Source organism: Qipengyuania qiaonensis (assembly GCF_019711515.1).
Lineage (GTDB): Bacteria > Pseudomonadota > Alphaproteobacteria > Sphingomonadales > Sphingomonadaceae > Qipengyuania > Qipengyuania qiaonensis.
The window spans coordinates 119,159-133,900 of sequence record NZ_JAIGNO010000005.1; the positions used below are offsets into that span (position 1 = coordinate 119,159).

14 protein-coding genes are annotated in these 14,742 nt (G+C 63.3%); 6 read left to right on the forward strand and 8 right to left on the reverse strand.

Features of this window, described 5'->3' with window-relative positions; translation table 11 throughout:
- Positions 1–15: 15 nt before the first annotated feature.
- From dapE to K3174_RS09940, 3 genes are all read left to right on the forward strand, one after another.
- A complete protein-coding gene (gene dapE / locus K3174_RS09930) occupies positions 16–1,155 on the forward strand; it encodes a succinyl-diaminopimelate desuccinylase (protein ID WP_221558110.1) in 1,140 nt (379 codons plus the stop codon).
- A 122-nt stretch (positions 1,156–1,277) separates the two neighbouring features.
- Positions 1,278–2,516: a dicarboxylate/amino acid:cation symporter gene (locus tag K3174_RS09935; RefSeq protein WP_221558111.1), complete on the forward strand. Its 1,239-nt coding sequence runs from the start codon at positions 1,278–1,280 to the stop codon at positions 2,514–2,516.
- A gap of 134 nt (positions 2,517–2,650) precedes the next feature.
- The gene (locus K3174_RS09940; RefSeq protein WP_221558112.1) at positions 2,651–2,803 is read left to right on the forward strand and encodes a hypothetical protein; all 153 of its coding nucleotides are present in this window, start codon (positions 2,651–2,653) and stop codon (positions 2,801–2,803) included.
- A 12-nt stretch (positions 2,804–2,815) separates the two neighbouring features.
- On the opposite strand, the gene nth is transcribed toward K3174_RS09940, so the two are convergent.
- Both nth and dapB read right to left on the reverse strand, forming a co-directional pair.
- Positions 2,816–3,466 (reverse strand): endonuclease III, encoded by a 651-nt coding sequence (gene nth / locus K3174_RS09945; RefSeq protein WP_221558113.1) that lies wholly within the window; start codon positions 3,464–3,466, stop codon positions 2,816–2,818.
- Positions 3,463–4,194 (reverse strand): 4-hydroxy-tetrahydrodipicolinate reductase, encoded by a 732-nt coding sequence (dapB, locus tag K3174_RS09950; protein ID WP_221558114.1) that lies wholly within the window; start codon positions 4,192–4,194, stop codon positions 3,463–3,465. The genes nth and dapB overlap by 4 nt, the downstream gene beginning before the upstream one ends.
- Positions 4,195–4,275: 81 nt before the next feature.
- Between dapB and K3174_RS09955 the strand changes: the two genes are divergently transcribed.
- A complete protein-coding gene (locus K3174_RS09955; RefSeq protein WP_221558115.1) occupies positions 4,276–4,977 on the forward strand; it encodes an NAD-dependent deacylase in 702 nt (233 codons plus the stop codon).
- Here K3174_RS09955 and K3174_RS09960 read toward each other — a convergent pair.
- The 3 genes from K3174_RS09960 to rpsT form a co-directional block, all read right to left on the reverse strand.
- Positions 4,966–5,739 (reverse strand): HesA/MoeB/ThiF family protein, encoded by a 774-nt coding sequence (locus K3174_RS09960; RefSeq protein ID WP_221558116.1) that lies wholly within the window; start codon positions 5,737–5,739, stop codon positions 4,966–4,968. The two genes, K3174_RS09955 and K3174_RS09960, sit on opposite strands and share 12 nt — an antisense overlap.
- A gap of 112 nt (positions 5,740–5,851) precedes the next feature.
- On the reverse strand, positions 5,852–7,315 hold the full coding sequence (gene dnaA / locus K3174_RS09965; RefSeq protein ID WP_221558117.1) for a chromosomal replication initiator protein DnaA: 1,464 nt from the start codon (positions 7,313–7,315) through the stop codon (positions 5,852–5,854).
- A 441-nt stretch (positions 7,316–7,756) separates the two neighbouring features.
- Positions 7,757–8,017, reverse strand: a complete 261-nt coding sequence (gene rpsT / locus K3174_RS09970; RefSeq protein WP_221558118.1) for a 30S ribosomal protein S20 — start codon at positions 8,015–8,017, stop codon at positions 7,757–7,759.
- A gap of 212 nt (positions 8,018–8,229) precedes the next feature.
- Between rpsT and msrB the strand changes: the two genes are divergently transcribed.
- Positions 8,230–8,631 carry a peptide-methionine (R)-S-oxide reductase MsrB gene (gene msrB, locus K3174_RS09975; protein WP_221558119.1) on the forward strand — a complete coding sequence of 134 codons (402 nt, stop codon included), beginning with the start codon at positions 8,230–8,232 and terminating at the stop codon, positions 8,629–8,631.
- Between the two features lie 113 nt (positions 8,632–8,744).
- Entirely contained in the window at positions 8,745–10,913 is a 2,169-nt protein-coding gene (locus K3174_RS09980; RefSeq protein ID WP_221558120.1) for a transglycosylase domain-containing protein, read from the forward strand.
- A gap of 68 nt (positions 10,914–10,981) precedes the next feature.
- Here K3174_RS09980 and K3174_RS09985 read toward each other — a convergent pair whose 3' ends face one another.
- From K3174_RS09985 to hflK, 3 genes are all read right to left on the reverse strand, one after another.
- The gene (locus K3174_RS09985; RefSeq protein ID WP_221558121.1) at positions 10,982–12,550 is read right to left on the reverse strand and encodes a Do family serine endopeptidase; all 1,569 of its coding nucleotides are present in this window, start codon (positions 12,548–12,550) and stop codon (positions 10,982–10,984) included.
- Between the two features lie 124 nt (positions 12,551–12,674).
- A complete protein-coding gene (gene hflC, locus K3174_RS09990; RefSeq protein ID WP_221558122.1) occupies positions 12,675–13,508 on the reverse strand; it encodes a protease modulator HflC in 834 nt (277 codons plus the stop codon).
- A 1-nt stretch (position 13,509) separates the two neighbouring features.
- Positions 13,510–14,625, reverse strand: coding sequence for a protease modulator HflK (gene hflK / locus K3174_RS09995; RefSeq protein ID WP_247712064.1), 1,116 nt, complete (start codon positions 14,623–14,625; stop codon positions 13,510–13,512).
- Positions 14,626–14,742 lie beyond the last annotated feature (117 nt).

The window sequence follows — 14,742 nt, forward strand, 5'->3', positions numbered from 1 at the left end:
GCTAGCGCTCGCGTCATGACCGAAGTTATCGATCTCGCCAAGCGGCTGATGGCCGCACCCAGCATTACCCCGGCAACGGGCCCGGTGTTCGATGTGCTGGAAGCGATGCTCGTGCCGCTCGGCTTCGAAATCACCCGCTTCACCCGCGGCGAGGGTGAAGAGGGATCGCCAGAGGCACCGGTCGAGAACCTCTTCGCGATCCGCCGCGGGCCAGAGGGTTCGAAGCATTTCGCTTTCGCCGGGCATCTCGACGTGGTCCCGCCGGGCGGCGGCTGGACCAGCGAGCCTTTCGCGCCCGAACAGCGCGGCGAACTGCTCTACGGGCGCGGCGCGGTCGACATGAAGGGTTCGATTGCCTGCATGGTCGATGCGGTCGCCAGTGTGCCCGCCGATGCAGGGACGATCAGCTTCATCGTCACCGGCGACGAGGAAGGCCCCGCTCTCCTTGGCACGCGCGCGCTGATCGACTTCATGCGCGAGGCGGGGCATCAGCCGGACCTGTGCCTCGTCGGCGAACCCACCAGCGTCAATCGTCTCGGCGACATGATGAAGATCGGGCGGCGCGGCTCGGTCAATATCTGGCTGGAGGTGCAGGGCACGCAGGGCCATGTCGCCTATCCGCACCTGGCCGACAATCCGATCCCCAAACTCGTCGCCATGCTGGCTGAACTCGATGCGCTGGTGCTCGATGAAGGGACCGACTGGTTCCAGCCGTCCAATCTCGAAATCACCGATCTCGAAGTCGGCAACCCGGCACACAACGTCATTCCGGAAGCCGCAAAGGCGCGCATCTCGATCCGCTTCAACGATTGCCATTCGGGCGCGTCCCTGTCCGAACAGGTCGCGGCCATCGCCCAAAAGCATGGCGGCAGCGCCCTGCCGATCATCAGCGGCGAACCCTTCCTCACCCCGCCAGGCGAGTTCAGCGACATCATCGCCGCGGCGGTCAAGGCGGAAACCGGGCTCGATCCCGAACCCTCGACGACGGGAGGCACGTCTGATGCGCGCTTCCTGCGTGCCCTGTGCCCGGTGATCGAATTCGGCCTGTGCAACGCAACCATGCATAAGCGCGACGAAGCTGTGGCCATCCACGACCTTTCGACGCTAAGCCGCATTTACGCGCGAATAGTCAGAGCTGCGCTGGAGAGAAAATAGGCAGTCATTGCGGGGAGCCGCAGGCTCCGTGGCAATCCACGGCGCTTTGCAGGCAGCAAGAACTGCTCCATGGATTGCCGCGCGGCGTCGCCGTTCGCAATGACAAAATAGGGGTTGGGAATTTGCTGAGAACCTGGTTCGAAATTCCGCTGTGGCAGCGCGTGATTACCGCTCTCATCCTCGGTGTGCTCACCGGCTGGGCCTGGGGGCCGGAAGCGGAATCGATCAAGTGGATCGGCGATTTCTTCATCAAGGCGATCAAGATGCTGGTCGTCCCGCTGATCTTCTTCAGCCTGGTCAGCGGCGTCGCGGCCATCGGCGATCTGCGCAAGCTGGGCGCAGTCGGCGGACGGGCGATGCTGCTGTTCGTCTTGACCGGCCAGATCGCGGTATGGCTGGGCCTCGGTCTCGGCACCTTCGTCGCGCCGGGCAGCGGGGTCGACACCACGGCCATCGAAATGGGCGAGACGCCCGAACCCAATCCGACCACGGCGGTCGACATGATCCTGTCGATCGTGCCCGAAAGCCCGGTGCAGGTGATGGCGGATGTCGCGGTGCTGCCGCTGATCGTCTTCAGCCTGCTGATCGGCATCGGCATATTGATGGCCAGGGAAGAAGGAGAACCGGTCCAGAAGATTTTCGATAGCGGTGCGGTGATCATGCAGAAGGTCACCATGATCGTCATGGAACTGACCCCCTTCGGCGTCTTCGCGCTGATGGCATGGGTGGCGGGCACGCTGGGGCTCGACGCGCTGCTGGCGCTGTCGAAGCTGGTGGTGCTCAATTATGTGGGGTGCCTGCTGATCATCTTCGTGATGTATTCCGCGATGATCAAGTTCCTCGCGAAACTGCCGGTGCGCGATTTCTTCCGCGGAATCATCGATGCGATGGCGGTGAGCTATTCGACCGCCAGTTCCAACGCGACGCTGCCGGTGACGCTGCGCTGCACGCAGCGCAATCTCGGCGTCAGCCCGAGCGTGTCGAGCTTCGTGGTCAGCCTCGGCGCGACGATCAACATGAACGGCACGGCAATGTATCTCGGCCTCGCGACCTTGTTCGGCGCGCAGATCTTCGGGGTCGACCTGTCGCTGGGTCAGTATTTCCTCATCTCGATCCTTGCCACACTGGGCGCGGTCGGCGCGGCGGGCATTCCGGGCGCGGGCCTGATCATGATGGCGCTGGTTTTCGGCGCGGTCGGCGTGCCGCTCGAAACGATAGCCTTCGTTGCGGGCGTGGACCGGATCATGGACATGATGCGCACCACGACGAATGTTTCGGGTGACGCGGCGGTGGCGACGACGGTGGCGGTGATGACAGGAGAGATCGACCGTGGCGAGATGGTCTCGGCGGATGATGTGTGATGGCATGCCGCTCGTGTCGTACGTTCGGTGAGCGCACGGCAATCCGAACTCCCCAAGATCTGGCAGCAGCCATTCTAAAGGTCAAAGAGGGAGTGGCGAGCGGGATCTTGCGAGACTTTCCTCGGTACGATGCAATGACAATCCCCATCGGTGAGCTTCCGGCGGAGCGACCTTGGCCCGACGATGTATGGTGCCATCTGGCCTGCACGACATGCGAACAGCTCTTCCGCCTGTCTGCGGAGACATATCGCGGGCGCGGGGGCGTGCTGGAACAGATCGCTTCCTGAGCGGATCGTGGTTTACCGCCCCTTCGGCGTTTCCAGCACCTTCTTCCGATAGCTGCACAGATCCACCACCTTGCACCGCCAGCACTCCGGTGTCCGCGCCTTGCAGAGATAGCGGCCATGCAGGATCAGCCAGTGATGCGCGCCTAGCCGGAAGGGCTGCGGTACGCGCTTTTCGAGCTTCGCCTCGACCTGCTCGGGCGTCTTGCCTTTGGCGAGGCCGGTGCGGTTGCCGACGCGGAAAATATGTGTGTCGACCGCAAAGGTCTCCTGCCCGAACCAGCAATTGAGTACGACATTGGCCGTCTTGCGCCCGACGCCGGGCAGGCGGACGAGGTCTTCGCGCGTATCGGGCACCACGCTGCCATATTCGTCGACCAGCAATTGCGAGAGGGCGATCACATTCTTCGCCTTGGAGTTGAACAGCCCGATGGTCTTGATGTGCTCTTTCAGCCCCTCTTCGCCCAGCTCCAGCATCTGCTCGGGCATCTCGACAACACGAAACAGCGCACGCGTGGCCTTGTTCACCCCGACATCGGTCGCCTGCGCAGATAGCGCGACGGCCACCACCAACTGGTAGGCATTACCATATTCCAGTTCCGTCTCGGGCGAGGGATTGTCCTCCGCCAGCCGCCGGAAGAACTCGAAAATCTGGTCCTTCGTCATGCGAGGTCGAGCACGTCGTCCATCGCATACCGGCCCGGCGTCCTGCCGATCAGCCATTCTGCCGCCCGCACCGCACCGCGGGCGAAGATGCTTCGATTCTCGGCACTATGCGACAGGGTCAGGCGTTCTTCGTCGCCAGCGAGAATGACGCTGTGCTCGCCGGCCACCGTGCCGCCGCGCAGGCTGGCAAAGCCGATGGCGCCTTCCCGCCGGGCGCCGGTCTGTCCATCGCGCCCGCGCTCCGAATGGCCGGCAAGGTCGATCCCGCGCCCGTCGGCAGCCGCTCCGCCGAGCAGCAGGGCCGTGCCGCTAGGCGCATCCACCTTGCGGCGGTGGTGCATCTCGACGATCTCGATATCCCAATCGGGGCCCAGCCGCGCCGCCGCTTCGCGCACCAGATGCGCCAGCAGCGTCACGCCAAGCGAGGTATTGCCCGTCTGCAAAACGGGAACGGCTCGCGCGGCATTGTCGATCGCCTCATGGTGCGGCGCTTCCAGCCCGGTCGTGCCGATCACGATGGGTATCCCTGCGCCGATGGCGGCGTGAAGGTTGGCCTCCAGCGCCTGTGGTGTTGAAAAATCGACCAGCGCATCGCTCGCATCGGCCAGGCCGGCAGGATCGCCCCCCCGATCGATGCCGCCGGCAAGATCGTGTCCGCTCGCCGCGACGATAGCGGCAAGGGCCCGTCCCATCGCGCCATCGTTTCCGATTATCCCGATCCGGGTCATTGCTTCTCCGTGTGCGGCTTGGTTCCGCTTCGCTAGGTGAGGGTGCTTTGACATGCCCTAGCGCTTCGCTACTTGAGGGCAATGGCCGACATTCGCAACATCGTCATCCTTACCGGCGCAGGTGTCTCGGCAGAGAGCGGTATCGATACCTTCCGCGATGCGGGCGGGCTGTGGGAACAGCACCGGGTCGAGGATGTCGCCACGCCCGAAGCCTTTGCGCGCGATCCCGACCTTGTGCTCAATTTCTACGATATGCGCCGCGAAGCGATCCAGACCAAGCAGCCCAATGCCGCGCATGACGCGCTGGCAAGGCTGGATGCCGGATGGCACGGCGATCTGCTGATCGTCACCCAGAATGTCGACGATCTGCACGAGCGGGCAGGCGCCCATCGCGTGCTGCACATGCATGGCACCCACCTCAATGCCTGGTGCACCGCCTGCGACACGCGTACGCCGTGGACGGGGACGCTCATCGACCGGCCGCACTGCCCGTCATGCGATGCGCAGGCGCTGCGCCCCGATGTCGTCTGGTTCGGCGAAATGCCATACGAGATGGATCGCATCTATACGGCTCTGCGCCAGGCCGACCTGTTCGTAAGCATCGGGACTTCGGGCGCGGTCTATCCCGCTGCCGGTTTCGTCCAGGAAGCGCGCGATATGCGTGTCCGCACGCTCGAACTCAATCTGGAGGCCAGCATGGGATCGCGCTGGTTCCACGAATCGCGCCACGGCCCTGCGACGCAATTGGTGCCGCAATGGGTCGAAGAGGTTCTAAACGGCTGACCCGCAGGCGCTGCAAGCGGGATCCTTGGCGATGGTGAAGCTCCGCATGCCCGGCTTGAGGCCATCGAGCAGATGGACGCGACCCCAGTCGGCCTCGCCGAATGCGCTGACGCCGGCGAGCAATATGCGCACCGCCTGCATCGCGGCGAATGTGGCGACCCATCCGGCCATGGCGCCGAGCATGCCATCCTCGGCGCAGGTGTCGCAATCGTCCGCGTCGAAGGCATCGCCGACGAAGCAGCGATAGCAGGGCTGGTGGGAGAGATGGCCGGCAAAGGCGCCGACCTGGCCCTGGAAGCGGCCAACCGCGGCGGATAGCAGCGACACGCCTGCATCGACACAGGCATCCGAAACGGCCAGCCTGGTGGCGAAATTGTCCGTCCCGTCCAGCACGAGATCGGCATCGTCGAGCAGGGCCGGGGCATTCTCGCGCGTGATCCGGCGATCGCTGATCGCAACGTCGAGCGCCGGGTCGAAACCAGTCACCCAGCGCTTGGCGATCACCGCCTTGCCATGACCGATATCGCGCGTGTTGTAGAGCGTCTGGCGCTGCAAGTTGCTCGCATCGACCCGGTCGTCATCGACCAGCGTCAGTTTCCCGATCCCCGCGCCCGCGAGATATTGCAGCGCCGGAGACCCGATTCCGCCGAGCCCGATCAGCACGAGATGTTTCTGCGCCAGCGCGACCTGACCCGCACCGCCGATTTCGGGTAGCACGATATGGCGTGCAAAACGATCGAGGCGGTCGGGGGATAGGCTCATCGAAAGCCTGTTGGCACTGTGTGGAGAAGCTGTCGACAGGTCTCTGCTCCAACCTGTCTAACAGCAGCGACTTCCGTATTCTAGCGAACCGAAGGACTACGGAAGATAGTGTCTAGCTTTCGAGCTGGCGGAGCAGGCTGCGCACATCGCCGTCCATATCGGCGTCGCGCTGGCGCAGGTCTTCGATGAGACGCACGGCATGGATCACGGTAGAGTGATCGCGTCCGCCGAATTTGCGTCCGATTTCTGGATAGCTGCGCGGCGTGAGGACCTTAGACAGATACATCGCCACTTGCCGCGGACGAACCACGGCCCGGGCGCGGCGCTTGCTGCTCATTTCGCTGCGATCGATGCGATAGAACTGGCATACGGTGCGCTGGATTTCGTCGATGGTGATCCGGCGGCGATTGGCCGAGAGGATATCGGTGAGCTGTTCTTCGGCCAGCTGGAGCGAGACTTCCTGTCCGGTCAGCTGCGCATAGGCGATCAGCTTGTTGAGGCCGCCGACCAGTTCGCGCACATTGCGCGTGATCGTGCGGGCGAGGAAATCGAGCACGTCGGCAGGCACTTCCAGCGGAGCAAACCGTGTCAGCTTGGAGGTGAGGATCTTCTTGCGCAGTTCGATATCGGCCGCCTGGATATCCGCGACGAGACCCATTGAAAGGCGGCTGAGCAGGCGCGGTTCGACCCCGTCCAATGCCTGCGGCGCGCGATCTGCGGCGAAAACCAGACGCTTGCCTTCGGCCAGCAGTGCATCGATCGTGTAGAGCAGCTCTTCCTGCGCCGAAGCCTTGCCGATGATGAACTGGATATCGTCCACCAGCAGCAGGTCGAAGCTGCGCAGGCGCGCCTTGAACTCGAGCATCTGGTTGGCCTTCAGCGCCTGGACGAATTCCACCATGAAGCGCTCGGCGCTGCAGTAGAAGATCCGGCTGCGCGGGTGCGCCTGCAGGAAGCTGTGGCCGATGGCGTGCAGCAGGTGTGTCTTGCCCTGACCGGTCGCGGCCTTGAGGTAGAGCGGCGAGAATTGCGGCTTCTCGGTCGCGCCCATCCGCTGCGCGGCGTTAAAGGCCAGCACATTGGCCTCGCCGGTGATGAAGGCGGCGAAGGTAAGGCTGGGGTCGAGGCCAACCGAGCTGGTGAAGCCGGTATCGCCGAGCGTGTCGGCTCCGATCGCCATCATCGAGGTATCGGCGCCGTCGTTCGCCGGGCGGCGGCCGTCGGAATGCAGGCGCAGATCGGCGACCTGACGGCGGCCCGGATGCACCTGAATGCGGACGTCGCGTACTTCGCTGCGCGCGATCTTCCACGCCAGGCTCAGCCGGTCGGCGAAACGGTCCTTCACCCAGTTGGCGCTGAATTCGGTAGGCAGGAACAGGTCGAGCGTACCCGAATCCTTGTCGATTTCGCCGACCTGGATCGGTTTGATCCACTGACTGTGCAATTGGTGCCCCAGATCTTTTCGCAGGCCCTGGCTGATGTCTGCCCAATCCGCCGCCAGGTTCACCGCTTCCAGATCTTCCATGAAATCGTCCTGTGCCTTTTTCGTTGCCCCGGTTTTAGATGCTTCGCGCATTCCCGCAAATTCCCCCGAAGGGCGTCTCGCGGCGCCCGTGATTTAGCTGTCAGCAAGATTGGCACAACCCGGCCATGCTCCGAGAATGGTGTCCCCGGAGATCCTCTCACTCATCGATTTTCTAAGAGCCCGGGCTGTCCCGTCCCGAGCCAAGAACCATTGTGTAAGTCGCTCGCAGGATGAGTCGCAAGGGGGATAACTGCAAAAAATATGAAATATAGTTGTTGACTCGGGTGTAAGCCGCAGGCCTTCGTTCAAGTCGATGAATTTGTTCGAATTCGCAAATTCAGACCCTGCGAATCGCGGGATTCTCTCGGTTTGCATTACAGGGGGGTTACGGGTGCGTATCGAAACGCAACCGTAATACGACAAAGAGGGCCGCCGGTTCGACCGGCGACCCTCTTTCGATTTCACTTCGCCGGCGCAACCGGCGAGACCGAATCAGAGCGTGGAAACGCGCTTCGTCAGGCGGCTCATTTTGCGGGCGGCCGTGTTCTTGTGAAACACGCCGCGGGCAACACCGCGCGCCAGTTCGGGCTGCGCTGCCTTGAGCGCGGCCTGGGCGCCGTCCTTGTCGCCACCTTCGATCGCGACTTCCACCTTCTTGAGGAAGTTGCGGATGCGGCTCAGGCGAGCACCATTGATGTCGGCGCGCTTCTCATTGCGGCGGATGCGCTTCTTGGCTTGCGGCGTATTGGCCATGTCTGTCCTCGTCAGGCCGCACGATATGCGCGGCGGAAAATCTCGTAAGTGCGTGCGAAGAGGCGGCACGGGCCGCCGGAAAGCGGCGCACTTAGCGTCGCCCCTCCGAATCGTCAAGCAAATCGTCGCGCAGCTTGCCGGCGAAGTTGCGGAACTGCGTGCATCGGTTCCGGTTCGCCCTATATTGGGAGTATCCGGCGAAAGGACAACATGTGAGCGACAAGCCCGAAACGACCGATGCGGAATGGCGCGAGAAGCTGACCCCCGAACAATATCACGTTCTGCGTGAAGCGGGGACCGAGCGCGCCTTTACCGGCAAATACGACAAGCAATACGATGCCGGCGAATACTACTGCGCCGGCTGCGGGCAGAAGCTTTTCGAAAGCGACGACAAGTACAATAGCGGCTGCGGCTGGCCCGCCTTTACCGCGCCGTCCGAAGGCGAGGCCGTGGAAGAGCACCGTGATACGTCGCACGGAATGATCCGCACCGAAGTGACCTGCTCCAATTGCGGCGGGCATCTGGGACATGTCTTTCCCGACGGCCCGCCCGATCGAGGAGGCATGCGTTATTGCATCAATTCCGCCGCGCTCGAATTCGAGCCCGACGACTGAGCGGGGTTGGCCGCGCGCCCGTTCACCCGGGATTAGACCTCGCCATGCGATAGCGTGGGACTTATAGAGCCTTCAACCGAGGGCGGCGAAGACAAAGGGTACCTGCATAACCGATGGATAAGAGAGGGAGCCGCCGCAAAGGCGCGGCGCGCAAGGAACGTGCAGCGCGCGCAGCAGCGGACAAGCCGCCAAGCCGGATCGGGCTATGGATGCGGCGCATGTTCATCTGGGGCGGCGCAATCGCTCTGCTGGTTGCGCTGTTCGTCGGCCTCGCCGTCGCATTCGCGGCTCGCTCCATGCCGGGTTACTACCAGCTCAAAGCGACCCAGACCGCACAGACCATCGTCGTGCGTGCGCGAGACGGAACGGAGATCGTCGAACTGGGCCCCAGCTTTGGCAAATGGCTGACCTCGGACGAAATTCCGCAGGTCATGAAAGACGCGATGATCTCGGTCGAGGACCGCAGATATTATTCGCATTTCGGTGTCGATCCCTATGGTCTGGTTCGCGCCGTTTACACGGCGGCAACGGGCGATGGGCGGGTCTCGGCCACGTCGACCATAACCCAGCAGCTCGCCCGTAACGTGTTTCTCAACAACAATCGCTCGCTCGATCGCAAGCTGCGCGAAGCCGTTCTGGCAATGGCGCTGGAGGCGAAGTTCTCCAAGGAACAGATCCTCGAACTCTATCTCAACAAGGTCTATTTCGGCGGCGGCGCCTATGGCATCGATTCCGCCAGTCGCAAGTTCTTCAGCCATCCGGCGACCGAACTTTCGACCGCGGAAGCGGCGATCATTGCGGGCCTTGTAAAAGCTCCCAGTCGCTATTCTCCGACGGCCGATGTCGATGCGGCCGTGAGTCGCGCCAGCGTGGTTCTGCGACTGATGAAGGAACAGGGCCGCATTCCCGCCAATGCGACCGTCGATCCGAGCGCTGTGAAGCTGAAGGAAGAGGCCGGCCAGAACTCGGTCCGCTACTTTACCGATTGGGCGCTGCCCCAGCTCGATCTGCTCCTTCCCGAAACCTTCGAGCCGATCGAGGTCTGGACCACGCTGGATGTCGGCATGCAGCGCGCGGCGACCGCCTCGATCAAGTCGAACACGCCGGAGGCGGCACAAGGCGCGCTGGTCAGCATGGACCGTGACGGGGCGGTGCTCGCGCTTGTCGGGGGGACCGATTACATTGAGACCAACTACAATCGTGCCACCGATGCACTGCGACAGCCCGGCTCGTCGTGGAAGCTGTTCGTATATCTCGCGGCTCTCGAGGCCGGTTACACGCCCGACGACCGAGTGGTCGATACGCCGGTAACGATCGAGGGATGGAGCCCGCGCAATTCGTCCGGGCGCAATGTCGGCGAAATCGACCTGCGCACAGCCTTCGCCTATTCGATCAACACCGTGGCGGCGCAGCTCGGCAACGAAGTCGGCTTCGGCACGGTGGCCTCAATGGCGCGCCGGTTCGGGATCACGACGGAGATCAATACCTATCCGGCGATGGTACTCGGATCGAACGAAGTCCGCCTGATCGACATGACCCGTGCCTTCGCTGCCGTTTCTGCGGGTGGCACCTCGGTCGAACCCTATGGCATTCTCAAGGTCGAAACCGCCGAGGGCGAACTGCTCTACCAGCACGAGAACCGGGCGCGCACAGCCCAGCTTGTGCCGGACTATGTCGCTGCCGGGATAACCGATCTTCTGCAGACCGCCATTGCCACCGGTACCGGTCGTGCAGCGGATATCGGCAGGCCCGTCGCGGGCAAGACAGGGACGACCAGCTCGAACAAGGACGGCTATTTCGTCGGCTTCTCGTCTGGCATCACGACCGGCGTATGGATGGGGCGCGACGACAATGCGCGGGTCGGCGGGTTGCAGGGGGGCACGGCGCCTGCGCGCGCTTTCGCGGCCTACATGCGCTATGCGGTCAAGGATCGTCCGGTCCAGGAATTCGACACCGATCTGCAGCTTCCGGAATGGCAGCTTGAACCGGACGACGAATATATGCTCGGCGATCCCGAAGACTATTATTTCATCGACGAGCAGGGCAATCTGATCGAACCGGGCACCGTGGACGGCTCGCGCGACGATCCTTTCGGCGACGAATTCGACCGGACACTCGATCGCGACCGGCCGCGCACGCCGCCGCCGGGCCCACGGCCACCGCAGCAACCGCCGCGGGGCAGCGATGGAGCGCCGCAGGCAATCGGCGACGATTTCCTCGACGAGGCTACCGGTTCGAGCCGCGACCCGGGCCAATCCCCTCCGCCGCGCCCGGCAAACTGATCTAGGGGGCATAGAAAAAGGGCGGTTCCCCGATGGGGAGCCGCCCTTCTTTCCGTAGTTTCGAAGCCTCAGCGCAAGCGCACGGCTACGTAGGCCGGTGGCCGGCCACGGCGCTGGATACGCAGCAGGACCGCCTCGCGATTCTCGTTCTGCGCGCTGCGGATAGTGTTTTCGAGTTCCTCCAGCGTGGTGACCGGCCGGTAGTTGGCCGTCAGGATGATGTCGCCGCGCTGCAGGTTCTTGCGAGCCGCATCCGAGTTCTGGTCGACCCCGGCAATGACGAGCCCCTGGGTGTCGGCATCGACGCCGAGCTGGCGGGCGATCTGCGCCGTGAGTGGCAGCATCTGCAACCCGAGTTTCTGCTCGATCACCTCGTTGTCGCCGGGCTCCATCGAGCCTTCTTCCTCCGCATCGGAATCGAACTGCTGCTGCTGGCGCAGTTCCTCTTCCGAAGGGCGCTTCCCAACGGTCACGTTGACACGGCGGGTCTGACCGTCGCGGATCAGTTCGACCGGAATCGAGCTGCCGGGGCGGATATTGGCAACCAGGAAAGACAGCGTCTGGTCGGGCGTGATGTCCTTGCCATCTATCTTCGTGACGATGTCGCCCGCGCGAATACCGGCCTGATCGGCGGGCTCGCCGGGCTGGACGGACTGGATGAACTCGCCGCGGTTCTGCGAGATGCCGAGCGAATCGGCGAGATCGTCGGTCACCGGCTGCAGCTGAACGCCCAGATAGCCGCGCTCGATCTCGACCCCGTCGCGCAGCTGCTGCACGATCGGCGCGGCAATTTCGGCGGGGATCGCAAAACCGATGCCTACGCTGCCACCCGACGGCGAGAAGATCGCATTGTTGATGCCGATGACATTGCCCTGCATGTCGAACAGCGGGCCACCCGAATTGCCGCGATTGATGCTGGCATCGGTCTGGATATAACGGTCATAGGCGCCGCCCTGTCCGGTGACGCGCTGAATCGCCGAAATGATGCCCGAGGTTACCGTTCCGCCGAGGCCGAAGGGATTCCCGATCGCGACCACCCAGTCGCCCGGACGTGCCTGCCGTGAATCGCCGAATTCGACGAATGGGAAAGACCCGTTGCCACTGATCTTGAGTACGGCGAGGTCCGACTGCGCATCGGTGCCGACGAGTTCGGCATTGTACTCGGTGCCGTCCGGCATGATGACGGTGATTTCTTCTACCGTTCCCCGCCCGGTCGGGCTGACCACGTGATTGTTGGTCACGACATAGCCATCGGCAGAGATGATGAAGCCCGAGCCCAGCGACTGGCCTTCACGATATTGCGGTTCCTGCTGTTGCTGCCCGCCGCCGCGACGCCCGAACAAACCTTCGAACGGTGTGCCGGCGAACGGATTGGCATTGTTGGAGGCCACTTCGATCCGCTGGCGGGTCGAGATGTTCACCACCGCAGGCTGCAACTGGGCCGTCAGATCGGCAAAACTTTCGGGGGCACCGGCGCGCGGGACGACCCGGGCCATATGGCTGTCATCGTTCTGGGCAACCTGCGCGCCCGCCGGATAGCCGGTCGCGAGCGAGATCGCGGCGCCACCCAGCAGCAGCGCACTCGTCACGGAATATGCATATCGCACTGGCTTCACGTCCTTTTCGTCCTTCTTCATTACCTTGTATCGACTGCGCCGACGGTGATCTTTACCGCCAGGCATGTCTAAACGTTCCGGCGGACGACTGTCGTGCTCGCCGCTGAATACCGTTTGAACGGCGTTGGAACCGCTCGACGAACGATCAACGTCGCCCGCGGAACTGCCGCAAATACTCGTTGTCCGGCGACAGTATGATACTGCTCTCCGACGGGTTCTCGCCATTCGAGAAGGTCGCATCGTAGCTCTGCATCGCGCGGTAGAAATCGTAAAATTCGGCATCCTTGCCGAAGCTTTCTGCATAGATGCGTGCGGCTTCCGCATCGGCATCGGCGCGAATGATGCGCGCATCGCGGCTGCCTTGGGCACGGATCGTACGCGCTTCGCGTTCACGATCCGATTCCATCCGCCGGAAAGCCGATTGCAGCGGCGCTTCGGGCAGGTCGGTCCGCACGATCTTCACGTCGACCACCTCGGCCCCGTATTGGCGCGCCTGGCGATCGAGATTGGCACGAACATTGGCCAGCGCGCTGCCCCGCTCGGCAGTGAGCATCGCCTGGAAGGTCCGGCGGCCCAGCTCCTGACGGAGTACCGAATTGAGGATCGGCTCGAGCGCGTCGCTTACGCCCTGAGTGGAGCCGGCGCGTTCGACCATCCGAACCGGATCGGTAATGCGGAAGCGGGCATAGGCGTTTACCAGCAGGCGTTGCTGATCTGCCGACAGCACTTCCTCGTCGGTCATTTCCAGATCGAGCAGGCGTTTCTCGATACGGTTGACGCTTTCGATGATCGGCACGCGGAAATAGATGCCGGCACCGGTCTCACCGCCCGGCGTATTGACCGTACCGACCGGCTGGCCGGTGCGGATGATCACGACCTGCTCTTCCTCGGGCACGACATAGGCGCTCATCATGAGGCCGATCAGCAGTGCGGCGAGCGCAATCACGGTGTTGCGGTGATCCTGAAGAAAATTGCTCATGTCACTGGCCCTCCGGTGCGGTCACAACGGTATCGGGCGCAGTCCTCTGCGCGCGCCGCTGGATTTCCGGCAGCGGCAGGTAAGGCGTGACGTTGTCGGTCTCGACGATGGTCTTGTCGGTCTGGCTCAGCACGCGTTCCATCGTTTCGTAATACAGACGCTGGCGCGTTACTTGCGGGGCGAGGCGGTACTGTTCGTAGACCTTGTCGAAGGCCTCCGCTTCACCTTCGGCCTGCGCCAGTACCTGCTGCGCGTAGCCGCGTGCCTGGTTGCGTGCCGCATCGGCGTTCTGTTCGGCGACCTGCACATCGCGGAACGCATCGACGACCTGTGCAGGCGGATCGGCCTTTTCGATTTCCACGCCAAGTACGCGGACGCCGGCACGGTATCCGTCGAGCGTGCGCTGCATGCGCTCGCGCACGTCCTGTTCGATTGCAGCGCGGCCCTGACCCGAAAAGGTTTCGTCGAGTTGAGTTTCCGCCACCGAGGCGCGCATGGCCGCCTCGGCTGCCTCGTTCACCGTATCGATGGGATCGACGATGCGGAATTTGAAATCGGCCAGGTCCTTGATGTTCCAGCGTACGATATAGCTCAGATCGACGAGGTTCTGGTCGCCGGTCAGGATCAGCTTGGCCTGACTGTCGCCGCCCGGGATACGAACCGAACGCACGCCTTCGACGTCTTCGACATCCACGGTTTCGATCGGGAAGGGTGCCGTTATGCGCAAGCCCGGTTGCAGCGTGCGCGTATAATCGCCCAGCGTCTTTACCACGGCCTGCTGCTGAGGACCGATCAGATGGACGCTCGTCGCGACGAGGCCGATACCGACGATCGCGATGACGGCCAGCGGAAACCAGCTCTTGCCGCCTGGGCGCTGGGGGAAACGGAAATTGGGACCGCCGGGGCCACCGCCGCCGCTGCGGCGCGGGCCTTCGGGGCCGCGGTTCTTGAAGATATCCTCGATATTCGGGGCACGTCGGCCTTCGTCGCTGCCGCCGGGCGGGAGCCAGGGGTTGCGCGGACCCTTCGGCTTGTCGCCGCTTTCCGTGCCCGTCGGCTTGTCGCCATCGCCGCCTTGCCCGGAGCCGCCGCCCCAGGGGCTTTTCTTGCCCGCCATCGCCAGGGAAATCCTCTGTCCGAACCCGTCAAAAATTCTCATGCGATACCTTATAGGCGTGGTTCGGCGGAAAAACAGGGGTTGCCGCGCGCTTTTCGATGCTACAGCAGCGCCGCA